The 5,996-nt window shown below is 48.9% G+C and carries 4 protein-coding genes; 3 read left to right on the top strand and 1 reads right to left on the bottom strand.

Features of this window, described 5'->3' with window-relative positions; genetic code table 11:
• The 3 genes from VN105_RS25460 to VN105_RS25450 form a co-directional block, all read left to right on the top strand.
• Positions 1 to 212, top strand: a 212-nt coding sequence (locus tag VN105_RS25460) for a hypothetical protein (protein WP_325645550.1), incomplete at its 5' end; no start/stop codon positions are given.
• 106 nt (positions 213 to 318) lie between these two features.
• On the top strand, positions 319 to 3,414 hold the full coding sequence (locus tag VN105_RS25455; RefSeq protein WP_325645548.1) for a SusC/RagA family TonB-linked outer membrane protein: 3,096 nt from the start codon (positions 319 to 321) through the stop codon (positions 3,412 to 3,414).
• An 11-nt stretch (positions 3,415 to 3,425) separates the two neighbouring features.
• On the top strand, positions 3,426 to 5,066 hold the full coding sequence (locus tag VN105_RS25450; RefSeq protein WP_325645546.1) for a SusD/RagB family nutrient-binding outer membrane lipoprotein: 1,641 nt from the start codon (positions 3,426 to 3,428) through the stop codon (positions 5,064 to 5,066).
• A 55-nt stretch (positions 5,067 to 5,121) separates the two neighbouring features.
• Here VN105_RS25450 and VN105_RS25445 read toward each other — a convergent pair.
• A partial coding sequence (locus VN105_RS25445; RefSeq protein ID WP_325645545.1) for a glycosyl hydrolase family 18 protein occupies positions 5,122 to 5,996 on the bottom strand: 875 nt, incomplete at its 5' end.

Below are 5,996 nucleotides of genomic sequence, written 5' to 3'. Positions count from 1 at the left end.
GGCTGCTGCTACCTTTCCTGCCGGGAACGGTTGTGCTATGCTGCTCTCTATCTCCCCAACGTTTTTTAACCACCCTCGCAAAAGCTCCCTCAAAAAAAGAGAATTTAATATTAGCTACAAGTCGTTTTTGCCCTTATCTTAGTATAGCTTATAGAGAATCATTTTTAGTTGCCCGTACTTTAATTCAACCAAAATACAGCCCGTTCCTTTAACACAACCGGCGTTCGATTGTAGAAACAACATCATGTAAACAACCTGTAAATCTAAACACGCGTGTAATTCTCAACCAAATATCAGTTTCATTTAAAACAACCGCACATGAGAAAACCTCTCCGGCTATTAGTGATGCTATCACTGGTACTGTTAATGTTGCCCAACACCGCTTATGCACAGGAACCCAAACCCATTACCGGCACTGTGTTGGCCGACGACGGCAACCCGCTACCAGGCGTTACCATCAGAATTAAAGGCAGCAACCGTAATGCCCTGACGGATGTTGCAGGCCATTACCGCATTGGGGCCAACCCCGGCGAAGTCCTGGAATTTTCCTTCATCGGTTATGAGAGCCAACGTATCCCTGTGGGAAACAGCACTACGATCGATGTAAAGATGCTTACTGCCTCCAGCTCACTTGAACAGGTGATTGTAACAGGTATGGGGATCAAAAAAGAGAAGAAGGCGCTCGGCTACTCCGTACAGGACATCAAATCGGCCGAGTTATTAAAAAACAAGGACCCCAACCTTGTTAATTCCCTCAACGGGAAAATTGCGGGGCTCAACATTACCAACTCCGGGGGCGCTCCCGGCGCTTCTGCGTCTATCGTGATCCGCGGAGGCACCTCTCTGGAAGGCAACAACCAGCCACTGTTCATCATCGATGGCATGCCAATGGATAACTCCACCGGCCAGGGCGATAACAGTGCATTTGACGGTTCCATTAACCAGAGCACTACTTACAGCAACCGCGCAATGGATATTAACCCGGAAGATATAGAATCCATTTCCGTACTGAAGGGACCTGCTGCCGCCGCACTTTACGGCCTGCGTGCCGCTGCGGGCGCTATTGTTATCACCACCAAAAAGGGAACAGCCGGTAATATAGCCGCCTCCGTTAACAGCCGCTATATCACCAATTGGGTGAACCGCCTGCCCAAACAGCAAAGCGTTTATAAACAAGGCTCCCATTACAGCGGCACCTTTACAGATCAAACGGCGCTGTCGTGGGGCAATAAATTTGATGCAGGCGATAAGATCTATAACAACATGAAAGACTTCTTCAAAACCGCCAACGCATTTGATAACAGCTTCACCGTTTCAGGAGGTACTGCCAATGGCAATTTCTATTTATCAGGCTCCAACCTGAACCAGTCGGGCGTAGTGCCTTCCACCGACTTTGAACGTTCAACGCTGCGGTTCAACGGCGAGCAGAAGATCGGCATTTTCACCTTTGGCGTAAACGCTACCTATGCGCGGAGTGAAACCCAGAAAACGCTTACAGGAAGCGGCCTGTGGGCCTCCGGCGGCTCCGGCTACATGGAAAGTATAGTGGCATGGCCCCGTAACGATGACATGAAAGTATGGCTGAATGCCGACGGCTCCAAGCACCGGTTGCTGCCCGATATCCCGCTGGATACCGATGTTGACAACCCTTACTGGATCATTTATCGCAACCCGCAGTCGGACAAAACCACCCGCTTTATAGGAACCGCCTACGTGAATGTAAAAGTGACAAGCTGGTTTGACGCTACGTACCGGCTGGGGATAGATAACTATTATACACAGCTGCGCAACCTGATTTCACCGGGCTCCAGTGTAAAAGAAGGCTGGCAGAACGGGATGTTATCTGAAACAGACCGGAATTACAATTATGTGAACTCCAACCTGATGTTGAATTTCCATAAAACGTTTCATAAAGACTGGGATGCGAGCCTGTTGCTGGGCGCCACTACCGAAGACGCCTACACGAAATCCAATTCCGCCCGTGCAGAAAACTTCACCATCCCCAGCTTTATCAGTATTAATAACGCAGCCAAGGAAAACCAGTATATCAGCCAGGGAATTTCCCGCAGAAGGCTGGCAGGTTTTTATGGCGACCTGCGGCTGTCGTACAAGAACATCGTGTTCCTGAGCGCCACCGGGCGTAACGACATCGCCTCTACCCTGCCCGTTCAGAACCAATCGTTCTTTTATCCGTCTGTAAGCGGAAGCCTGGTGTTCACAGAACTGCTGCCTAAGAACAATGTACTCAGCTTTGGTAAACTGCGGGCTTCCTGGGCGCAGGTGGGTAAAGACGCTCCCACTTACCAGACCAATACCTACCTGTTCGGGCCTGAACTTACCATTGGCGGCGGCTTCCGCAATTACTGGTCGAGAGGCAATGATAACCTGAAGCCCGAAACCACCACCTCCACTGAGTTTGGTACCGAAATGCGTTTCCTGAACGGGCGACTGGGTTTTGATTTCACCTGGTACGTTACCACCAGCCGCGACCAGATCCTCACGCCGAGAGTAAGTAACGCTACCGGTTATATTCTCAGCTCCGTGAATACCGGTACTATTGAAAACAAAGGCATTGAAATATCTGTAAACGCCACGCCCATCAAGCGGAAAAACTTCAGCTGGGACATAGCGCTCAACGCTTCGCATAACAAAGGCATAGTAAAATCCCTTCCAGGCTCGCTGCCTATCCTGTATGTAACAGATGTGCACCTGGCCGTTGGGCAGGCTGCATCCTTTGATGGCGGCGTGTTTATGGGAGTGAGTGGTTCTGTATGGCAGAAAGATGAGAATGGTAACCTGTTGCTCGACTGGAATACCGGCTACCCTATTCCCACTACTGCCCTTACTACGTATATAGGTAACCGTGAGCCCGATTTCCTGGGCGGACTGAACAACAGTTTTAGTTACAAGCAGTTTAATTTTTCTTTCCTCTGGGATTTCCGGGTAGGCGGAGATGTGTTTAACGGCACCGACTACCTGCTGACAGCTTATGGCTTGAGTGAACGGACACTAAACCGGGACAGCGAAATTTCCTTTACCGGTGTGGCTAAAAACCCCGCCACAGGTAAGTTTGAGCCTGTAGACAGAAAGGTAGTAGCTTCCGAAAAATACTACCGCGACATCTATGTAAAGAATGCGCCTTTCTTCCTGGAGAAAGTAAACTGGATGAGGCTCCGCTCTGTTTCGCTTTCCTGGTCGCTTCCCAAAACATGGCTCAGCAGTATGCGCTGGCTGAGAGATGCCACCGTAACTGCCACCGGTACCAACCTGGTACTGTTCACCAACTACTCCGGTATGGATCCTGAAACCAGTACTGCCGGCGCAGGTGTAATAGGCTCCGGTTCTTCCGGTATCGATTACTGCGGGGTGCCTGCCACCGCAGGATTTGCCATTGGTTTAAATCTTAAATTCTAAACGTGCGGAAAATGAAAAAAATATTTTTGCTTATCAGCCTGTCGTTTACCCTTGCTTCCTGTAAGAAATGGGTAGATGTGAACGACAATCCCAATAGCGCCAATTCAACGGTACCTACTGCAGAACAGCGGCTTCCACCGCTCATTGCACAGTTCTGCGATGCATATGAAAGCACCGGCACCCGTGCCGCCTATCTTTCACAGCAACTCGCCAGTGTGTATGCCGCCGGTGGAAGCAACTACAATCTTACTGCCTGGGTATCCAACACTACCAACATACAATGGCCCTGGCAGTGCTGGTATGTAAATGCCGCCGTGAATGTAACACCGCTGATCACTGCCGCTGAAAAAGTACAGGCTTATCACTATATCGGCGCCGCCAAGATCATTAAAGCCTGGGGCTTTGGCACACTGTCGGATGTATTTGGCATGTTGCCTTATGACCAGTTTGATGATCCCAGCACCATCACGCCAAAATTTGACCAGGGCGCCTACGTCCAGGAAAAAGTACTGGCGCTGCTGGATGAAGCTATCGCCGACCTGCAGAAAACACAGGGCCCTACTGCACCGCCACTGTCTAAAGGAGATATACTCAACAACGGCAGCACCGACAAATGGATACGCCTGGCTTATGGTTTAAAAGCCCGCTGGCTGAACCATACTTCCGGGTTACCCAACTTTAACGCGCAGGCGGTACTGGATGCGGCATCAAAAGGAGCGCAATCAAAAGACCAAAGCACGGTGATGCAGTATGTGGATGAAGGGCCGGATGTGAGTGCGTCTGATAAACAAGCCTTACAATATACCAACACGGCTACTACGGCGAGGATCACAAAACTGTATATGGACTATCTCACCAACAATTATACAGGCGCGCCTAAAGGAGCTACTGATATGGAAGATCCGAGAATAGACCTGCTTATTCCCAGCACGGCAGACCAGAATGGGGTAATGCATCGTACGCAGGCGGTAGATATGACTTCCGGACTTACCAATACCAGGCCCTTATCTTACACCTACAGCACCATTACCAATACTTTTTCCAACCAGGATTCCGGTTACGTGATCCTGCGTAAAACACCGTATGCGCCAGCGGCTACCGACCGTATACAATCTACCGGTACCTGGTACACCCGCAGGGGCGCCAAAGGCCTGTTGTTTACCAATGCTGAACTGCGTTTTATTGAAGCAGAGATCCTGATCAAACAGTCGAAGAACACAGAGGCATTAACCGCCTATAAAGCTGGGATCCGCGCGCATATGGAACTGATGGATATTCCCGCAGGCACTATAGACGCATTCCTGAACAGCAGTTCCGTGGTGCAGTCGCCGGCACAGCTCAACATCAGCCACATCATGATCCAAAAGTACATTGCCTTGTCGTATTCCCCGGAGAACTGGGCAGACCTGCGACGGTTGAATTACTGTACCGATGCAGCCGGAAATTATAACGAAGCAACAGGCGTTTACAAAGGATTTAAACGTCCTGCGCATGTGAACAGCCTGTATTATCCTGCTCAAACCGACTGGCCGCGCCGCTTTGCCGTAGCCAGTTATGAGATCAATTATAATAGTGAGCAGGTACTGAGCGCTGATCCAACAGCCAGCAGCCCTACTTATATCAATCAGCCGGTGTGGTGGAATAAAAAGTAGTATTATTTTTTTAAGAAGGGAGATGGCCGCTTGTCATCTCCCTTCTTTTATCCGGTTAAGGCACATCATCATCTTTCAAGAACGGTTGCAGGAAAAAGTGCATGATCAGTAACCCAAGTACAAATCCAATACCCAATATGGCCAACACACTCACCAGTGGTACGCTATGACATTGCCCCGGCACACTGCTGATGCCTACAAACGACATTTCCTTATTAAGAAAAAGCGCCATAAACCCACTCACTACGGTAAGCAGGATCAATACAATCAACAGCACCAGTAATTTCTTCCGCCACTTCCAGTCGTCTCCCTGCGTTTTCACAAAATAAAAATAGGCAGCGCCGGCAATGAGGAACAAAACAAAGAACCCAATCGTGAAATAAATGAAATAAGTATCGCCTTCATATTGCGATATATCTACACTACAGGGGTCCTTGAATAAAATAGTATAAATGCGAAGTTCCCTTTTTACGCGCTGCCAGAAGGTTAAATTCTTTGGGATGGGTGGATACAGGGAAACCGTATCCAGGAAAAGCGTATCGGTTACCACAAATTTGTCTACCAGCGCATCAGAAAGATCTGTAGTTCCATTATCAGCACCCAGCGTCCACAAGGCTACACCACCGAGTTTATTCTTCAGCACAAAATCATATTTCATAGCCATACTGATACCATCATCAAACCAGATCTCTTCCTTTACTGCACCATACTGATCTTTTACTTCTATAAAAAAGGTAGCAGTAGTTTCATCGAAGATGGGAACGGTATCAGAAGGATACTGTTTACGGATATCGGTGTAGCTCACATACCGGCTGAAAACATCCGGACTGCCGTCTCTTCCTTTTTTCCATACGGCGCCATAATAAGGTAATAACAGCGAAACCTGCGAAGGAGGTATATCGCCCTGCAGGTACCTGGAAATAGCGCCTG

Source organism: Chitinophaga sp. (assembly GCF_035564935.1).
Lineage (GTDB): Bacteria > Bacteroidota > Bacteroidia > Chitinophagales > Chitinophagaceae > Chitinophaga.
This window is presented reverse-complemented; position numbering and strand designations above follow the sequence as displayed.

Coding starts and splice junctions, on each gene's coding strand:
- VN105_RS25450 (WP_325645546.1), top strand. CDS start 3,426: ATGAAAAAAATATTTTTGCTTATCAGCCTGTCGTTTACCCTTGCTTCC.
- VN105_RS25455 (WP_325645548.1), top strand. CDS start 319: ATGAGAAAACCTCTCCGGCTATTAGTGATGCTATCACTGGTACTGTTA.